At 27.3% G+C, this 17,196-nt stretch carries 18 protein-coding genes; all 18 read left to right on the top strand.

The genetic code is table 11. The features are described 5' to 3' along the window. Positions 1-76: 76 nt before the first annotated feature. The gene (locus LQE93_RS04700; RefSeq protein WP_231072230.1) at positions 77-670 is read left to right on the top strand and encodes a class I SAM-dependent methyltransferase; all 594 of its coding nucleotides are present in this window, start codon (positions 77-79) and stop codon (positions 668-670) included. A gap of 155 nt (positions 671-825) precedes the next feature. Continuing rightward, on the top strand, positions 826-1,041 hold the full coding sequence (locus tag LQE93_RS04695; RefSeq protein WP_055262837.1) for a hypothetical protein: 216 nt from the start codon (positions 826-828) through the stop codon (positions 1,039-1,041). A gap of 136 nt (positions 1,042-1,177) precedes the next feature. Continuing rightward, on the top strand, positions 1,178-2,305 hold the full coding sequence (locus LQE93_RS04690) for a metallophosphoesterase (protein WP_231072229.1): 1,128 nt from the start codon (positions 1,178-1,180) through the stop codon (positions 2,303-2,305). Positions 2,306-2,396: 91 nt separating this feature from the next. Next, positions 2,397-4,019, top strand: a complete 1,623-nt coding sequence (locus LQE93_RS04685; RefSeq protein WP_055262841.1) for a Na/Pi cotransporter family protein — start codon at positions 2,397-2,399, stop codon at positions 4,017-4,019. A 114-nt stretch (positions 4,020-4,133) separates the two neighbouring features. Continuing rightward, positions 4,134-4,508, top strand: coding sequence for a hypothetical protein (locus LQE93_RS04680; RefSeq protein ID WP_231072227.1), 375 nt, complete (start codon positions 4,134-4,136; stop codon positions 4,506-4,508). A gap of 238 nt (positions 4,509-4,746) precedes the next feature. Next, a complete protein-coding gene (locus LQE93_RS04675) occupies positions 4,747-5,871 on the top strand; it encodes an aldo/keto reductase (protein ID WP_231072225.1) in 1,125 nt (374 codons plus the stop codon). Positions 5,872-5,902: 31 nt separating this feature from the next. Continuing rightward, the gene (locus LQE93_RS04670) at positions 5,903-6,289 is read left to right on the top strand and encodes a MerR family transcriptional regulator (protein ID WP_231072224.1); all 387 of its coding nucleotides are present in this window, start codon (positions 5,903-5,905) and stop codon (positions 6,287-6,289) included. A 66-nt stretch (positions 6,290-6,355) separates the two neighbouring features. Next, entirely contained in the window at positions 6,356-6,742 is a 387-nt protein-coding gene (gloA2, locus tag LQE93_RS04665; RefSeq protein WP_231072222.1) for an SMU1112c/YaeR family gloxylase I-like metalloprotein, read from the top strand. Between the two features lie 307 nt (positions 6,743-7,049). After that, positions 7,050-7,175, top strand: a complete 126-nt coding sequence (locus LQE93_RS16780) for a hypothetical protein (protein WP_269144333.1) — start codon at positions 7,050-7,052, stop codon at positions 7,173-7,175. 150 nt (positions 7,176-7,325) lie between these two features. After that, positions 7,326-7,943: a hypothetical protein gene (locus LQE93_RS04660; protein ID WP_231072220.1), complete on the top strand. Its 618-nt coding sequence runs from the start codon at positions 7,326-7,328 to the stop codon at positions 7,941-7,943. A 32-nt stretch (positions 7,944-7,975) separates the two neighbouring features. Beyond that, positions 7,976-8,587, top strand: a complete 612-nt coding sequence (locus LQE93_RS04655) for a hypothetical protein (protein ID WP_231072218.1) — start codon at positions 7,976-7,978, stop codon at positions 8,585-8,587. A gap of 345 nt (positions 8,588-8,932) precedes the next feature. Continuing rightward, positions 8,933-9,271 carry a DUF6054 family protein gene (locus tag LQE93_RS04650; protein ID WP_231072216.1) on the top strand — a complete coding sequence of 113 codons (339 nt, stop codon included), beginning with the start codon at positions 8,933-8,935 and terminating at the stop codon, positions 9,269-9,271. A gap of 189 nt (positions 9,272-9,460) precedes the next feature. Beyond that, entirely contained in the window at positions 9,461-10,177 is a 717-nt protein-coding gene (locus LQE93_RS04645; RefSeq protein ID WP_231072215.1) for a phosphatase PAP2 family protein, read from the top strand. A gap of 162 nt (positions 10,178-10,339) precedes the next feature. Beyond that, on the top strand, positions 10,340-11,980 hold the full coding sequence (locus LQE93_RS04640) for a PP2C family protein-serine/threonine phosphatase (protein ID WP_231072214.1): 1,641 nt from the start codon (positions 10,340-10,342) through the stop codon (positions 11,978-11,980). A 16-nt stretch (positions 11,981-11,996) separates the two neighbouring features. Further along, positions 11,997-13,421 carry a vWA domain-containing protein gene (locus tag LQE93_RS04635; protein ID WP_186838215.1) on the top strand — a complete coding sequence of 475 codons (1,425 nt, stop codon included), beginning with the start codon at positions 11,997-11,999 and terminating at the stop codon, positions 13,419-13,421. A gap of 9 nt (positions 13,422-13,430) precedes the next feature. Beyond that, a complete protein-coding gene (locus tag LQE93_RS04630) occupies positions 13,431-14,264 on the top strand; it encodes an FHA domain-containing protein (RefSeq protein WP_231072212.1) in 834 nt (277 codons plus the stop codon). A 1-nt stretch (position 14,265) separates the two neighbouring features. Continuing rightward, positions 14,266-15,363, top strand: a complete 1,098-nt coding sequence (locus tag LQE93_RS04625; RefSeq protein WP_186838217.1) for a protein kinase domain-containing protein — start codon at positions 14,266-14,268, stop codon at positions 15,361-15,363. Positions 15,364-15,390: 27 nt separating this feature from the next. Then, positions 15,391-17,118 carry a CFI-box-CTERM domain-containing protein gene (locus LQE93_RS04620; RefSeq protein WP_231072210.1) on the top strand — a complete coding sequence of 576 codons (1,728 nt, stop codon included), beginning with the start codon at positions 15,391-15,393 and terminating at the stop codon, positions 17,116-17,118. Positions 17,119-17,196: the final 78 nt, after the last annotated feature.

The following is a 17,196-nucleotide window of genomic DNA, read 5'->3' as shown; positions in this document are numbered from 1 at the left end:
AGATATGACTTAAGATTTCGCATTTAAATATAAAATAACTAACTTTAAATAGTTTATTAAAGAATAAGGTGATAATATGAAAAATGAAACGTTAAACTATTATAATGAAAATGCAAAAGAATACTTTGAAATTACAAAGACGCTAAAAACAAGTGATATATATACGGCTTTTTTAAATAGTGTTAAGTCCGGTGGTAAGATACTTGACCTTGGATGCGGTTCAGGAAGAGATAGTTTATATTTTAAAAATGCTGGCTATGATGTAACTGCAGTGGATGGTTCAGTAAAACTAGCCAAGGAAGCAGAAAAATTGATAAATCAAGATGTAATAGTCAGTAAATTTGAGGATTTACAATTAAATCAAAAGTTCGATGGAATATGGGCTTGTGCATCATTACTTCATGTTAAAAGAGAAAATATTGAAGAAGTACTAAGAAAGCTTTCTAATAACTTAAAAGAAGGAGCAGTATTTTACCTATCTTTTAAATGTGGTGATAATGAATATGTTGATGAAAGAGGTAGATATTTTAATTGCTATAGAGAAGAAAGCTTTATTGAGATGATAAAGAAAATTAAAGAATATGATATTAAAAATATCTATATAACAGGAGACTCCTTAGGGGGAAGAGATAATCTTACCTGGTTAAATGTATTATTACAAAGAGTTTAGAATTCCATTCGTTAAAATTAATATAATAAAGATATATAAAGTTACTATATATAATAATGGCTCTATTTAATAAAAAAAATTCCCTTTAGTGTTTAAAAAGTATAAATTTGACAATAATTAAGTGTATAAAATTAATTATTATAGAAGGGGAATTTATGCAAGTTAAGATAGAGAAATGTGAAGGTGTAAATAAGTGTTGGTATAAAAGCTTTATTGGAGAAATATTTGAAGTTGAAAAGATAGAACCAACAGGATTAAGTAAAAACAAAATATTTGTAAAGCTTAATAAAGAAGAATGTAGAAAATGTTTTAAGGATAAAAGAAGTTACGCAGCAGTTTATAAAAATGATGTGAAGATAATTAATGAATAAGCAGTAATAACGTATAACCGTTGTTGCTGCCTTATTTTATTCTAATGTAAAAGTATTGACTTAAAGTTAACTTTAAGGAGTATGGTTTATTTATATAGGAAGTAGATTATAAAGAATAAAAGGGGAGGGAGATTATATGAATATATTATACTTTATTATTCCAGCATTACTTATGATATTGCTTAGCATCTATTTATATTATTATATTGCAAGAGCTTTACGAAGAGTAAAAGTAGATGTTAAAAAGAACCAAGTAAAATTAATAATTATTTCCTTAGTACTTATTATTATGTATTTTTCTCTCAGAGATTTAGGTATAGGTATTGTTGTACTGCTTCATATCGTGGTTTTAGCACTTGTTATGGATCTTTTAAATTATATATTTAAGATTCTAAGTAAAAGAAATACTATAGCTTTTAATAAATGGAGAACAGTATATGAAAGTGGAATTGTTCCAATTATATTAACAGCAATTATATTAGCTTATGGATATTGGAATATGAATGACATAGTAGAGAAGGATTATAAGATATATACAAATAAGAATATAAGAGATGAAGGCTATAGAGTAGCAATGATTTCTGACCTTCACTATGGAACTGTTATGAATAGAGAGAAGCTACAAGCAGTTTGTAATGATATTGAAGAAGCAGAACCTGATATTGTAGTGCTTTGTGGGGATATTGTCGATGAAAAAACAACTGTTGAGCAGATGAAAGAAGCTACTGAAATTCTTGGAGATATTAAAAGTAAATATGGTGTATTTTATATATATGGTAATCATGATGATGCTAGGTATTCATCTATTCCTAGTTATACTAAAGATGAACTAAAGAATGAGTTGTTATCGAATAATATTCATGTATTGGTAGATGAAAGATATGAAATTAATGATGATTTTGTTATTGTTGGCAGAGATGACGAAGGATTTTCAAAAGAAGAAGGAAGGAAAAGTAGTGAGGATTTAATTGCTAGTATAGATAAGAGTAAGTTTATATTACTTTTAGACCATCAGCCATCAGAGCTTAATCTAAATAGCTCATTAGGATATGATTTGCAATTATCAGGTCATACTCATAAAGGTCAGATTTGGCCTGCAGGTTTAATAAGTGAATTATTTAACTTTAATGAATTAGAATATGGATATAAAAAAATAGGAGATTATGAAATAATAGTTTCGTCAGGAATATCAGGATGGAATTATCCAATAAGGACTGGTTCTAAGTCAGAGTATTTAATTATTGATATAGAGAAGCAAAGCTAAAAAATAAATAAGAAAGTTTAAAAATATATGTATAGACTGACCTCATAAAAAAGAAAATAATAAGAGTTACATTTTTAGGAGGGAATATAATTTGTATATATTAATTAGTCTTATAGGAGGCCTTGGTTTATTTCTTTATGGAATAAGTGTTATGGGTGAAGGTCTTCAAAAATCAACTGGTCCTAAATTAGAAAAAGCTATTGGTCTTTTAACTAGTAATATAGTTATGGGTGTACTAGTAGGAACTGTAGTTACAGGGATAATTCAAAGTAGTGGGGCGACAACTGTTATGGTTGTTGGATTCGTTAATGCAGGGATAATGAGCCTTTATCAAGCAATAGGAGTAATAATGGGTGCTAATATAGGAACAACAGTTACAGCTCAGCTTGTATCTTTTGATGTTAGTATATTGTCATCCATAGCTCTTGGAATAGGGATAGTTTTACATATGATTGGCTCAAAATCTAAGCCTATGCTTAAAAATATATCTGAAATACTAATTGGATTTGCAATATTATTTATAGGTATGAGGTTTATGAAGGATGCAGTAGCTCCTCTATCAGAATATCCAGCTGTGAGAAAAGTATTAGCAGAGCTTGCACATCAACCAATTCTAGCTTTAATTGCTGGATTTTTAATGACAACCATATTACAAAGTTCTAGTGCATCTATGGGAATATTAATAGCATTGTCTTCACAAGGATTAATGCCACTACAAGCAGCATTACCTATATTATATGGTGATAACATAGGTAGTTGTACAACATCTCTTATTTCAAGCGTAGGTGCAAATAAGAATGCTAAAAGAGCTGCTACTATGCACTTGTGTTTTAATGTAATTGGAACTATTTTATTTATGCTTGTATTAAATAAACCTATAACTATGGTGGTTCAATACTTAAATCCAACTGATCCTGCAAGGCAAATAGCAAATTCACATACTTTATTTAATATAGTAAATGTGATATTGTTACTACCATTCTCTAAGTTTATAGTTAAATTAGCTATGTTAATTATACCTGATAAAGCTGGTGAAGAAGAAGTTGACAATGCTATTACAAAATACTTAGACACTAGAATGTTAGAAACACCTGCAATAGCTTATGGTAATATAATTAGAGAATCTCTTAGAATGGGTGGAAAAGCTAAATATTGTTTTAGTAGTGCTACAAATGCTTTGATTGATAAGTCTCAAAAAGGTGTAAATGAAAGCTTAGAAAAAGAAAAGCTTGTAAATGCTCAGCAAAAAGAAATTATAAATTATTTAATAAAGCTTTCAAATAAGGCATTAGATGAAAAGATGAGGTTATCTCTAGATTTATTATTCCATACAATAAATGATATTGAAAGAGTTGGAGATTTATCAGAGAATATTGCAGAATTAGCACAAGAGTCTATTAATAATAATGTTAACTTTTCAGAAGAAGCTATAGCCGAAATACAAAATATATTTAATAAAACTTTAGAGGCGTATAGTTTAGCTTTAGATGCTATGAAAGGAAATGACGTAAATATTTCTAAGCGTGTTATTATACTAGAAGAAACTGTAGATGAATTAGATAAAGATTATAGAAATGAACATATGAGAAGATTAAACAAAAATATTTGCAGTGTAGATTCAGGTATAATATATTTAGATTTATTAACAAATATTGAAAGAATTTCAGACCATGCTGCAAGCATTGCTAAGAGGGTTATAATGGTTAATGAGTAGGTTAAAGTTATAGAGTAAAGTATTTAAAAGAAAGTTTGTTATTTTAAGATTAGATGATATAATTTATTCAAAATATAATTAAGATAGCGGTAGCTAGGATGGGGGGGATTGATTTTGGATAAATTGTTGATTACAAAGATTATGGGCAAAAAAGATGCAGTAGATTTAGATGATTCAGTTTATAACTTAAGAGATGTATGTGATGAATTAAGAAATATAATTATATTAAATTTACCGATTGATGATGAGTTTAAAGTAAGAAATAGAAGACGACTTAAAGCTATATATGATATTGTAAAACCTATGACAGATAAACTAAAGGATGATAGCTATATTCAAGGATATACTAATAGTAAAAAGTACTTGCTTAAATATATAGAAGATATGACTGCATACATTGAAGGAATATTATCAGCTATGGAGCCCTTAGATTTTAAAAACTTTACTTATTATACAAATATGTTAATGGATTTAGTTTTAGTTTATTAGAAGTTTTTAATTTATAAAAGATGAGTTGAAGATATAAAATATGGACTAAGCTAAAAGTTTGATTTTGGTAGTAGTGACTAGAAAATATGTTACTGCTACCTTTTTATTTTTTATTTTAATATAAAAAATATTGACTTGGAGTTAACTCTAAGGAGTATAGTGGGATTAGGTAAAATTTATATAAAAAGAGTATTTATTTAATTGAATTAATAAGAGAGAATAAATGGAGGATAAAACTATGGAGCAAAAGAAATTAGGGTTTGGATTTATGAGACTACCAATTACAAATAAGGAAGACCAATCTAGTATCGATTATAAACAAGTAAATGAAATGGTAGATGTATTTATGGAAAGAGGATTTACTTATTTTGATACAGCATATATGTATCATAATTTTATAAGTGAATCAGTAATAAAAGAAGCTGTTGTAAAACGTTATCCAAGAAATGCTTTTACAATTGCAACAAAAATGCCTACTATGTTTTTGAAAAAGGAAGAAGATTTAGAGAGAATCTTTAATGAACAGTTAGATAAAGTTGGAGTAGAGTATTTTGATTATTATTTACTTCATAACCTTGGAGTGAGTAATTATGAGATAGCAAAGAAATTTGATGCTTTTAAATTTATTAAAAGCAAGAAAGAAGAAGGTAAAATTAAAAAAATAGGATTTTCATTTCATGATACTGCAGACCTATTAGATACAATTCTAACAGAGCATCCAGAGGTTGATTTTGTTCAGCTTCAACTTAACTATATTGACTGGGATAATGAAAGTATTCAATCAAGAAAATGTTATGAAGTAGCTACAAAGCATAATAAACCTGTAATAGTTATGGAGCCAATTAAGGGAGGAACATTAGCTAACGTTCCACCTAAAGCAGAGCAATTATTCAAAGAATATCACAATGATATGTCAGTTCCATCTTGGGCAATTAGATTTGCAGCAAGCCATAAAAATGTTATGATGGTCTTAAGTGGAATGTCTACAATGGAGCAACTATTAGATAATACAGGATATATGGAGAATTTTAAACCATTTAATGAAGAGGAATATGATATTATAAATAAGGTAGTAGATATAATAAATGATTCTATAGAAATACCTTGTACTGCATGTCAATATTGTGTAGATGGATGTCCTAAAAAAATTGATATACCAAAGTATTTTGCTTTATATAATGCAGAAAAGCAATCAGAAAGCAAAGGTTTTTCTACTCAAGGTGTATATTATGCAAATTTAACTAAAACATATGGAAAAGCTTCTGAATGTATTAATTGCAAGAAGTGTGAAAAAAGTTGTCCACAGCATTTAAATATAACAGAATACCTAAAGAATGTTGCTATGACTTTTGAAAATAAATAAATATAGCTTAAAGATAAAAGGGAGATAGTATATGACAATTACAGAAGTAAGTAGAAAATATAATTTAACAGCAGATACATTGAGATATTATGAAAGAATTGGATTAATTCCTCCCGTAAACAGAAATAATAGTGGAGTAAGAGATTTCACTGAAGAAGATTGCAATTGGGTACAGTTTATAAAATGTATGAGAGGTGCAGGACTTTCAATTGAAGTCTTAATAGAGTATGTTAAAATGTTCCAAGAGGGTAATTCTACAATAAAAGCTAGAAAAGAGCTTTTAATAGAACAACGTAATCATTTAGCAGATAAAATTACAGAAATGCAAGAGACTTTAGATAGGCTTGATAAAAAGATTGATGGTTACGAAGAGAGAGTTCTTATTAAAGAACAAGAATTATCAAAAACAGATAAGTAAAATTTATATATTTGCTATTTAAGCATAAGAAAAAATACTTATTATAATACGGCTTTAGGGGGATTTATGCAGTTTAAAAAGATACATCATATAGCAATAATATGCTCAGACTATAAAATATCTAAAGAGTTTTATGTAGAAAAGCTAGGTCTTAGAATTATTAGAGAGGTATATAGAGAAGAGAGAGATTCATACAAGTTAGACTTAGAAATAGGAGATAGCCAGATAGAATTATTTTCTTTTCCTAATGCACCCAAAAGACCAAGCTATCCTGAAGCTCAAGGCTTAAGACATCTAGCTTTTGAAGTTGATGATATAGAAAAAGCAGTTGAGGAGCTAAACCAAAAAGGAATTGAAACTGAACCTATAAGAATAGATGAATGTACAGGTAGAAAGTTTACTTTCTTTGAGGATCCAGATAAATTACCATTAGAGCTATATTCAAGAGTGTAACCATAATTATAAGTTGAAGATAGTATATAAAAATAGTTAGTAGAGTTAAGAGTTTAGAAATAAAGACAGTATAGTAGTTTTTATATTAACTCTTAACTTTAAAGCTATTTATAAGTGAAGTAAGCTATGATTATATATAATTTATATAAGATATGATTTAAAGCTTCTTCAAATTACAATTTAAATTTAATTACAATTATAATTTGAAATATATGGTAAACGATATAACTGTATGTTATACTTATATCAAAGTATTTTATTACACTTTAAGTAAACGTATTCAATTATTATTCAAGGAGGATTTGATATGTGTAAAGAGGAATCAAAAAACGTAATTCAAATGGATGAAATAATAGAAGTAGAAAAAGTTGAAGTTAAAGAAGATAATAAAGACGATAAAATTAGAGAATATGAAGATTTATTAGGGTATTAAAAACAGAAGAGTATATCATAAATAAACTAATTAAAAGAGGTGAATTTCATCTCTTTTTTTATTTAAGATTTATAGTTTATTTATTTAAGAACATTCTAAAGAAAATTTTTGTATTATTATATTAACATTTAAATTTTAGGAGGCATTAATGTGTCATCAGATTTAAAAGAGTTAAAAGGGTTAATATGCAGAAAGAGAATATCTAAAATTAAAAAGAAATACGAAAGTGCAGAAAAGAGAGTTTATAGAAAGCTACTAGATTGTAATAAGAATAAAAATGAAGAATATTTAACTAAGTGCGTATTTATTGAGTTTAAAAAAAGATATTTTTCAGATTTTTGTAAAAGAGTAGATGATTTAGTAACAAGTTATACTGTTGGAATTGAACCAGCAATGAGAGAGTTTGTTTTTGCAAAAAGAAGAGATAGAACTTTTGAAGTACTACTTTTAATAAAAAACATATTAGATAGAAATTGTATACGTTGGGCTATTATGAATGATTATATAAAATGTAGAGAGGAGTGCATCTGTCCTGAAAGTATTTGTATAGTCGTTTCTAAAGAACATATAAATGCAGCATGTAATATTTTTAATGTAATTGGAGAGAAAAGAGGAGAGAATATCTATATAGTTAATGGGGTAGAGGTTCATCTTAGCTTTGGATATGCTATAGAAAATAGAAGTTATAATCTCAAGGAGTATGATATAGGTTATTGTAATCTAGATAGTGAAAATATTCCTGTGCTAGTAGAACCAAGAAATTCATAATATAGTATATAGTAATTCTATAGAGGAAACCTATGACAAAAAGAAAAAAAAGAAAAAAATCATTTTGTGAGGATTTTGATAGCTTCAAACTACCTCCTTGTGCTAAGTTTTTAGGCAGTAATAACCCTTTTGTTAAAGATGGTAAGATAATATATAGAAATAATAATAGATTGTATTTATTCTTAAGTTTTAATACAAAGTCAAATGTAGGTAAGACGTATAATCCTATGGATCCAAGTACCTACAGTTCAACTGGAGTTGGAAATTTACAAATTGAATTATATTTTTTTATAATTGGCTTATTTATTAATGAAGTTCAAAAAGGGAATATTAAAGATTATGAAAATATATCAATACATGAAGATGATAATGCAGATAAATTTATTAAAAATGTTTTAGATAATGAATATAATATTACTACAGAATTTGTACCATCCTTAACTTACTTAATTTCTAATGCAAGTGCTGTAATCCCTGTATTTACAGGTGTTATAGATATAAGTCCTATAAATTTTTATATTATATTAATGTTAAGTAGGTTTTATGGGGATTACGGATTATTATTTAGTGATAATGCCTATGTAACAAATGATTTTATTAATTTAGCTTTGGCAAATACTTATGTAGAGTTTTATAAATGCTAATAATGTTTTAGTAAATGATGCAAATAATTTAAATGAATAAATGTATTAGGTAGAATATAATTATATACGGAATTTATAAGCACTACTATTAAGAATAATATTCTTAGGGTAGTGTTTATTTTTTTAAAAAGAAAAAATAAAAGAGCTAAAGTTATTGCTCATGTCTTATAGAAAGGGATATATAAAAGAAAATAATTAGCTAAATTTTAATTAAACTATATTTTTGAAAGAATATAATTAAAAAAATTACAATAAAAACATAATTTAATATATATATCCATATAAAAATGTGATATAATGTTAAGACATTATATAAGGTATAGGGAATAAAAGGGGGAGAAAATTATGGGAATATACAGTTTTGATGTGAAATTAACTTTAGATGAAACCATTAAGAGATTAGATGCAGGTATAATATCAGGAACAATTACAGAAAAGATTGATTTTCATGAAATTAACTCACAAGGTAAAAATAAAGCAGTTGTTATGGTTTATGAAAAAAAATATTTTAGAGCGAGTAATAGACTAACTTTAACGTTATGTTTAGAAGAGTTAGAAAACAAAACTCATATTCATGTTATAGGTATTAGTGGAATAGAAAAAGCCATTACAGGCAATGGTGAAGCAAGTGAAAAATTCACTAGTTTACCAAGAGAAATATTAAAAGATTATATAATAGAATAATATAAAGATTAAATAGATGGATATAAAAATAATTATTTTTATATCCATCTATTTTATTTAAATTATAAGATATATAAATCAACAGAACATAGAGAGATTAAATAAATATATTCTTGTGAAAGATTTATGAAATTGAGAATATAATAGCTTTATATAATAAAACGAGCGTATTTTAGGGGGAGTAGGAAGATGCTAAAAAGAGTAATAAACGAAGTAAAGAAATATGAGTATAAACTCGATTTATTATGGTTAATTTTGTTTCCTATGTTTAATGTGATCTATTTTATAACTAATCATATTCATAAAGAAGGATTTGATTTAACTATAGCTTTAGATAGAATGATACCATTTGTACCTATCTTCATTATTCCATATGTTTATTGGTACTTATATATGATAATAGGCTTTCTTATTTTATCTTTAAATGATAGAAAAAAATACATGAGATGTATATTAGGTTTATATTTAGGAATGTTCTTTAGTTACACTATTTATTTAATCTTTCCAACTGAGATAGTAAGGCCAACAGTAACAGGTAATGGTATCTTAAGTAGTATAGTTAAGATTATATATTCACTTGATAGACCTTTTAATTGCTTTCCATCGTTACATGTGTTAGGAACTTATTTTATTATGAGATACACAAAAAAGGAAAATAGTAAATATGTGTACTACTATACACAAGCTGTAGGGATTTTGATAATATTATCAACTATTTTTATTAAGCAGCATTTCGTACTAGATGCTGTTGCTTCAATGTTAATAGTTGAGTTAATAAATATTATTGTTAAAAAAATAAGTGAAGAAAATTTAGAAAGATATTTAAAAATACCTTATGAGATAGTTGAAAGGTTAACTCATAAATCACAGAAGTTTTCAGAAGTAAGTTCAAATGAAAAAGAATGAAGCTATTTTAATTAATAGTTTCATTCTTTTTTTACTATTATTCAGAAGGATACCTGAAATTTCCTTAAATTATTTGTGAATTAGTAATATAAAAGTTAAGTTTACGTATAATTAAATATAAATTTTTAACCATAGAGTTAAATATTTTGAAAGGAGGATAGTATGTCTGTTTTATGTACCTACTGTAATGAGTTTAGCATTGATAATGAGTTTTGTAGTAAATGTGGAAAGAAAATAAAAAGAGACATAGGTAAATGGAAGATAAGTATAGATAATAAATTGTTAATAGATACTACATTGAAACAAGACGATATTATTAATTGCGACAACAAATATATTGAAAGTCCTTTATATATTGACTCTGGTAAGGCATATTTTAATTACAATAAAGAGATGACTTTATTAGAATATATTAAAGAAAAAGATATAAACTTTAAAATCATTGACTTTGTAATAAATAGAGTAGGAGATATTATAAAATCAATAAATAGAAAGAAAAAGATTTTAGGTTCTATAGATTTAGATCAATTATGGATAAGTGATGAGAATATAGAAACTTTGCATTTAAAGCAAATAAGACCGTATATAACTAAAGGTTCAGATAATTCAAAATATAAAGCTGGAAGAATCTCTTCAACAGAAGTCTTATATGGTAATAGTAAAAACATTACTTACTCTTCGGATGTATATATTATTGGAAGACTTCTTTTGGTTTTGGCGTTAAAAGGAAAAGTAATTGAAAATAGGTCACATGAAACCTACTTAGCATATTTTATAACTGCTTTTAATGAAGAAATACCTGTAGAGCTTCATGAATGGATTTATAAAACTACAACATTATTTCCAGAAGATAGATATAAAAATGTTGAAGAAGCACTAATTATTTTTGAAGAAATTTGTAAAAATAAAAAACAGAATTTTGAAGATATAAGTTTTAAATATTCTTATTCATCAGATATGGGAAATTATAAAAAGTCTAAAGTAGAAAATAAGGATGATAATTTAAAAGAACGAGCTAATGAAGATAGTTATATTGTTTTAGAAGATGCTAAAAATCATAAAATATTTGCTATGGTGTCTGATGGAATTTCAACAACAAATTATGGCTCAGGATATGAGGCGGCTAACATAGTAAAAGATACTTCTATTGAAATTTGGAAAGAAAAATATGAGAATTTACAAACTTTAAGTGATGTAAAGTCATTTTTTCTTTCAATTATAAATAATAGTAATATTAAGATAAACAATTCAATTGTTAGGAATAGCGATAAGGAATTGTGGGGTACAGTTATGGGGGCTACCTTTATAGGAGTAATTATTATAGAAAACATAATGTACTTTACATCATTAGGTGACAGTAAAATATATTTGTTTAACAAAAACAAAGGGCTAAACCTCTTAAACTATGAAGAAAATTACGGAACAGAGCTTTTAAAGAATGGTTATAGCTGGGGAGAATGCAGTAATGTTGATGGATTTAAAGCTTTAACTAATTGTATTGGAGGCAATGACATAAATATAGAAGCAAAAATAGTTAAAGATGATGACTTAAATATTAAGAAAATAACATTAGAAGATAAAGACATAGTATTAATATGCTCTGATGGTGTTACAGATTATATTAGTCCATTAGGATATGGTAGTAATTTGTGGAATATTGATAAAAAACTAAAAGAGTATATAGTAGCTAAAGATAATATGGAAAGTGTATTAGATATTCCGTCTAATTTAACACAAGCAGCAAATGATAATGGTGGTGGAGATAATATCACAAGTATATTGATAGAAGTAAATATGAATTAATTGAAGGAGGAGTAAAATGGCTGGAGAATTAGTATTAGAAACTAAGATAAGCGATCCTTATATACTTTGTGATGATAAAGAGCATGTAGTAAAGGCTTGTTTATCAGTTTATGCAAGTGACGAAGTAAAAGAAAGGCTTGAAGGGGAAAAACAAATTAATAATGGTGTTGACCTATGTCTTCTTATCGATGTTAGTGGATCAATGTTTAAAATAGTTGGAGGGGAAACTACTCCTACAGGAAAGAAGCAAATAATTGATGGAGTTAAATATAATATAGTTACTGGAGGCACTACAAAGCTTGATATAGCACTAGAAGCAGTAAATAAGGTTGTTGAGCTTTTAAGACCAACAGATAATGTTACAGTAATAGCGTATGATGATACTCCACATATAATAGTACAAAACTTACCAGGGTCTGATAAAGAAAGAATAACTGAAGCTTTAGAAAAATGCAAAGATTATAGTGGAAATACAAATATATCTGAAGCTCTAAAGTTAGGTAGACTTATATTAAATAACAATAATAATGGAAAGATAAAAAAGATGATATTTATGACTGATGGTGTACCTTATGGAGATACTGAAGAAGCTGGTATAAGACAAGCTAAACTAATAGCTGAAACTGGTATATCAATAGATTGCTTAGGTTTTGGAGGAAGTGATGTAAACTTTGCATTTTTAGAAAAGCTAGCTAAACCATCAAATGGTAGAACAGAACTTATAAATGAACCAGAAGAAGCTAGGGACATGTTTACAGAACTATTTGAAAATTCTACAGAGGTTATAATTACTAATGCTAAATTAGAATTAACATTCCCTAAATATGTTAGAGTAACAGAGCATTATAAAGGAACTCCTGAAGTGGCATATTTAGGAAAAGTTATTCTTGATAAAGAAAGAAAAGCTACTGTTAACTTAGTTAATATAGAAAGAAATCAAGAATACAAATTCTATTTTTTAATGACTATACCAGGAAGAAGTAGCGGTGATTCATCTTTAGAAATAATGAGTGCTAAGCTTGAATATTATATACCTAAGCTTTATGGAAATAGAAATTTCTTTATAGTGAGAAATGTAAGTGTGGATGTAGGAGATAATACAAGTTTAGTAGAAAAAGATGGTGAAGTAGAAAGAGGCTATTATGAAGCTGAAATTAAAAAGCTAGAAGATGAAGCAAATATTGCAAGAGAAAGAAATGATTATAATACAGCGATAAAAAGATATGAATGGATAATAAATAGATATGAAGAGCTAGGAAATGCATTAGCTGTAAATCAGTATAGAGCTTTAATAGACGAATTCAGAGAGAATGGCACAATATCTATTCAAGCTATAAATAATGCGGGGAAAACTAGTACAAGACCAGTAAACTCTGCGACAACTACTATAAAAATAGATTTTCCTACAAATGCAACATTAAGACGTAGGAGAAATAGATAGGAGGGTAATATGAGAAAGAAAGTATGTCCAAGGCCTCAATGTGCAAAGGAATATTTAGAAGGTGAAGGATTTGATGATCTTACTGTATGTAAGCTTTGTGGAGCTCCTTTAGAAGATGTATTTGTAGATGATTATGACATAGAGGAACAAAGCGATGAATTTGAAGAAAATACTGACTATGAAACTGAGGACGTTATATGTGAAGATGATATGAGTTATGAAGAAGATATTGTAGACAATAATGATATAGAAGACACTGAAGAAACCTTTGAAGATAGAAATTGTTTTATAGATATAGACATTGTTGATGATAAACTTAAAAGCGAAGTAATACTTGCTGAAGAGGATGTTGATTCAGATGAAAATGATGATGAAAATATTGAAGAGAATGAAGCAGAGGATATAGTTATTACTGAAGCTAATGAAGAAGACGAAGAGGAAGAAGATGAACTCGAAAATACTGAAGAAGTAAACCCTTATGAAAATATAAAAGGTAATAATCTTATTCTTTATAAAGATAATGAAATCTTTAAAGTTTATGAATTAAAATATGATGAAACAATAATCGGAAGAAATAGCTCTGAATTTACACCTGATATTGATTTACAAGAAGTAGATAATGAAAATGCAATTAGTAGAAAGCATTTGCTTGTATATAAAGAGGACGATAAATATTATGTAAGAAATCTTTCTAAAAAGTGCTCAGTTCATATTAAAAGATATGATGAAGATGAGCCTAAGGTGTTATCTTTTAATGAATCTGTAGTTATAGAAGATGGAGATTTTATAGTTTTAAGTGGAAAATTTATTTTAGAAGCTTACTTTAACGAAGTGGAGGAATAAAATGATGTGGACCACAAAAAGCTCTAAGATACCTAACATTCAAATTTTTGTAAATGAGAACGGTGAAGAGGTGGTTTCTCCTATTAAAATAGGCGGAAGATATACAGTATATGATATCTTATCTGTCTCAGGAGGATTTGGAGTAATTCTAAAAGCTAAAGACACAAGACTTGGAGATAGAACTGTATTAGTTAAAGCAAGAAGATATGATAAAGAAAATGGATTGTTTTCATATGAAAAAGATAGAAGCAGAATTGATAGAATCGAGAAAATAAGAAAAGTAACTAGATTTGAATATAATTGCTTAATTGATTTTAAAACCTTAGGAGAAGGCAGGATACCAAACGTAAATGATATAGTTGAGGATTTTTGCCCAAGCATTTATGGTCCACATTTATCTACAGATGGAAAAGTATTTGTTTGTACTGACTACGTTGCATACAATGAACCTTATATAATTATGCAGATGATAAATGGTATTAACCTTGGTGAGTATTTAAAATCAGGTATAAGGAATATTATGCTTTCTAGAAATTATAAGTTTTATAAAAGCTGGGAGAGGGATGTATTACAATACTCCCTCCAACTAGCTACAATATTAGGTGGTTTTCATAAAAAAGATAAAGAAAATTATAATAGGTATTATATTTATCAAGATTTAAAACCTGAAAATATAATTATTACTGATGATTTATTCCTTACACTTTTAGATTTTGGCGCTATGACCATGGTTATTGAAGATAATCAAGGTAATGCTAGGAGTAATATTGAAGGATGTGGATCAGCAGGAGTTGGTACATGGGGATATAAAGCTCCAGAAATGAATAATCCATCTAAGCTTGCTAAACTTGATAGAAGGGTAGATATCTATTCTTTAGGGGCGACTATGTATCATATGTTAACCGGTGAAAATTTATCGTTAACGCTTAAAGATGAATATGGAAGAATTCCTGTAGATAATCTTAAAAAGTTTAGCTGTACTGAGTATACATACAATATAGTTAAAAAGTGTACAGAGTATAATGCTAATGAAAGATATAATGATATGATAGAAGTCAAAAATGATATTTATAAATCATTTATGTCTATAAGAGGATAAAATAATCATGTTTTAAGGGAGGGGAAAATGAGGTACAGATTTGGGAGCAAAGGAGAAATTTTTATAAACTCAACAAATTGTAATTTACAGAATAGATGGGTAGTGATTTCTCCAAGTAAAATGGAAGAAATATGTACTGGCAATTGGAGATGGTTTTACTCTATATGCAATAGAAAAGATGAAAGAACAAACCTTTCTTTAGGATATGATGACAATATATGCAAACCAGTAATAATTAAAACTGTTGAGTATAGGTCAAATGATTTAAAAGATGAAATAAGTATTAGAAAAAGAAGAAGTGTATTAATTGAACAAATAAATATACTTAATGATTTAGCATCACCTCTATTACCAGAACCTTTAGATTGGTTTTATGTTAAGAATACTTACGATAAAAATATGAGTGAAAATATGAGAAATGAAGAGCCGATACTTGTATTAGACTTTGAACAAGCTTCAACTTTAACAGATGAAATTAATAAGCATAGCTTTAGATATAGAAATTACAATGGAGTAGCTACAACTAAAATAGATTCTTCTAAAATAGCTCGATTAGGGCTTTCAATACTTTATTTTTTAAAGTTATTAAAAGATAAAAATTATGCATACTTAGCATTAAGCCCAGAGCATATTTTACTATTAAAAGATTATGTACCTAGGTTTGTTGGGCTAGGTAGGATTTGCAAAATGAAAAATGGTCACCTTGATTCAAATCATATTAATTTCGGACGTACATTATTAGGTTATTCAGCTCCAGAGCTTAATGATATAAATAATAATTGGGGAGAGTTTGCAACATCAGAAGAAGTAGGCGCATTTTCACTAGGTGTTATTTTACATCAAATAATAATTGAATCTGATAGTTTTAAAGAAGGTACATTAAAGAATGGGTCTTTTATTTATCCTAATGGAGTAACTGATAGTATTATAAAAAAGCAAAGTAACGGAAAGGTGTTACATAGATTAATATCTGGATTATGTGATCATGACGTTAGTACTAGATTAGTAGATTATGATTATATTGAGGAAATTTTAAAGAGTATAGATTTAGGTGAAGGAAAAGAAATCATCAATAAAAATGGAGTGATTAAAGAGTATAATACGGAATTAGCTAGAGGTAAAATAATAGATAGTAATGGAAAAGAATTTAAATTCTATAAAAATGCTGTAGACAAAAATCTTGTAAGTAAATTGGAGCCTGGAAGAACAGTTATATTTTCAAGAGTTGAACATGATGATTTAACATATATATCAGAAATTAAAGATACTATAAGTGTATCTTCTTTCAAACGTATAACACAAATCGATGATAATGAGATAGTATCAAATAATGTATCTAAAAATACTTATCCTAATAAGCCTAAAAAAGATGGATGGTGTTTTATATCAACAGCAGCATACGGAACTACTGTTGCTCCTAAATTAGACTTGCTTAGATGGTATAGAGATAATGTTCTTATAAAAAATAAGATTGGAAAAGCCTCATTAGAGTTTTATTTCAGATATAGTCCAAAGATAGCTAATAAGCTAAGAGGGATGAAGGTACGTAAATATATAGTAAAAACTATAATTGACCTTGAAGCAAAGCTTATTAAAATTATTCAAAGATTATCTAATAAGAATATGTTGTATTATATTTTTTCAGGATTAATTTTTATAATTTATCTTTTTGTATTTCTTTTAGCTTATATATTTGTTCTTCCAGAAAGGATTCTTAATATTACCACAACAACCTCTAACGGAGAAAATGAATAAAAGTTAAAAATATATTGAAAAACATTAAATTTTTTCAATATTGAATCATATAGTAAAAGGAATAGAACTTTTGTTAAA

It is taken from the genome of Clostridium sp. NSJ-145 (genome assembly GCF_021044725.1).
Taxonomy (GTDB): domain Bacteria; phylum Bacillota; class Clostridia; order Clostridiales; family Clostridiaceae; genus Clostridium; species Clostridium disporicum_B.
This window is presented reverse-complemented; position numbering and strand designations above follow the sequence as displayed.

Excerpts from the sequence above, each read along its gene's own strand:
- LQE93_RS04700 (WP_231072230.1), top strand. The coding sequence starts at position 77 with ATGAAAAATGAAACGTTAAACTATTATAATGAAAATGCAAAAGAATAC.
- LQE93_RS04695 (WP_055262837.1), top strand. The coding sequence starts at position 826 with ATGCAAGTTAAGATAGAGAAATGTGAAGGTGTAAATAAGTGTTGGTAT.
- LQE93_RS04690 (WP_231072229.1), top strand. The coding sequence starts at position 1,178 with ATGAATATATTATACTTTATTATTCCAGCATTACTTATGATATTGCTT.
- LQE93_RS04675 (WP_231072225.1), top strand. The coding sequence starts at position 4,747 with ATGGAGCAAAAGAAATTAGGGTTTGGATTTATGAGACTACCAATTACA.
- LQE93_RS04670 (WP_231072224.1), top strand. The coding sequence starts at position 5,903 with ATGACAATTACAGAAGTAAGTAGAAAATATAATTTAACAGCAGATACA.
- gloA2 (WP_231072222.1), top strand. The coding sequence starts at position 6,356 with ATGCAGTTTAAAAAGATACATCATATAGCAATAATATGCTCAGACTAT.
- LQE93_RS16780 (WP_269144333.1), top strand. The coding sequence starts at position 7,050 with ATGTGTAAAGAGGAATCAAAAAACGTAATTCAAATGGATGAAATAATA.
- LQE93_RS04655 (WP_231072218.1), top strand. The coding sequence starts at position 7,976 with ATGACAAAAAGAAAAAAAAGAAAAAAATCATTTTGTGAGGATTTTGAT.
- LQE93_RS04650 (WP_231072216.1), top strand. The coding sequence starts at position 8,933 with ATGGGAATATACAGTTTTGATGTGAAATTAACTTTAGATGAAACCATT.
- LQE93_RS04645 (WP_231072215.1), top strand. The coding sequence starts at position 9,461 with ATGCTAAAAAGAGTAATAAACGAAGTAAAGAAATATGAGTATAAACTC.
- LQE93_RS04640 (WP_231072214.1), top strand. The coding sequence starts at position 10,340 with ATGTCTGTTTTATGTACCTACTGTAATGAGTTTAGCATTGATAATGAG.
- LQE93_RS04635 (WP_186838215.1), top strand. The coding sequence starts at position 11,997 with ATGGCTGGAGAATTAGTATTAGAAACTAAGATAAGCGATCCTTATATA.
- LQE93_RS04630 (WP_231072212.1), top strand. The coding sequence starts at position 13,431 with ATGAGAAAGAAAGTATGTCCAAGGCCTCAATGTGCAAAGGAATATTTA.
- LQE93_RS04625 (WP_186838217.1), top strand. The coding sequence starts at position 14,266 with ATGATGTGGACCACAAAAAGCTCTAAGATACCTAACATTCAAATTTTT.
- LQE93_RS04620 (WP_231072210.1), top strand. The coding sequence starts at position 15,391 with ATGAGGTACAGATTTGGGAGCAAAGGAGAAATTTTTATAAACTCAACA.